The sequence below is a fragment of the Vibrio sp. 378 genome, from assembly GCF_033339435.1.
The window spans coordinates 1-798 of sequence record NZ_JAWOUO010000379.1 but is presented as its reverse complement, the minus strand read 5'-3'; the positions used below and the strand labels follow the sequence as shown (position 1 = coordinate 798).

Below are 798 nucleotides of genomic sequence, written 5' to 3'. Positions count from 1 at the left end.
ACCTTTTTTGTATTTGGAGCACCAAACTAAATCTTTGGTGTTTCTGTCGTTACGCCGTGGTTTTGCCCACGATGACGCAATAAGTGATCCATCACAACAATCGCCAGCATGGCTTCAGCAATAGGTACAGCACGAATGCCGACACATGGGTCGTGACGACCTTTCGTGATGAGCTGAGTGGGTTCACCTTCTTTAGTGATAGTGTCACCCGGAACCGTGATGCTTGATGTTGGCTTAAGTGCAATATTCGCAACGATGTCTTGACCTGTCGAGATACCACCAAGGATGCCACCAGCATGGTTGCTACCAAAACCTTGTGGAGAAAGTGGGTCACGGTGCTGACTGCCTTTTTGGTTTACTACATCGAAACCATCACCAATTTCGACACCCTTCACCGCGTTGATGCTCATTAGCGCGTGCGCAATGTCTGCATCCAAGCGGTCAAACACTGGCTCGCCAAGGCCAACAGGTACGTTGGTTGCAACAACCTGAATTTTCGCACCAATTGAGTCGCCTTCTTTTTTTAGGTCGCGGATCAGTTGATCAAACGCTTCCACTTTATCTGCATCTGGGCAGAAGAACGCGTTGTTTTCAATTTCGTCCCAGTCGACTTTATCAATAGAAACATCGCCCATTTGTGACAAGTAAGCGCGGATTTCTACACCAAATTCATCTTTCAGATATTTCTTCGCGATTGCACCTGCAGCCACACGCATCGCAGTTTCACGGGCTGACGAACGGCCGCCGCCACGATAGTCACGAATGCCATATTTTTGGTGGTAAGTGTAATCAGCATGT

The 798-nt window shown here is 48.1% G+C and carries 1 protein-coding gene; it reads right to left on the bottom strand.

All coding sequences use genetic code 11. The features are described 5' to 3' along the window. Positions 1-26: 26 nt before the first annotated feature. Positions 27-798 (bottom strand): chorismate synthase (aroC, locus tag R7Q48_RS26390; RefSeq protein WP_318133155.1); only part of this gene is annotated, 772 nt, incomplete at its 5' end.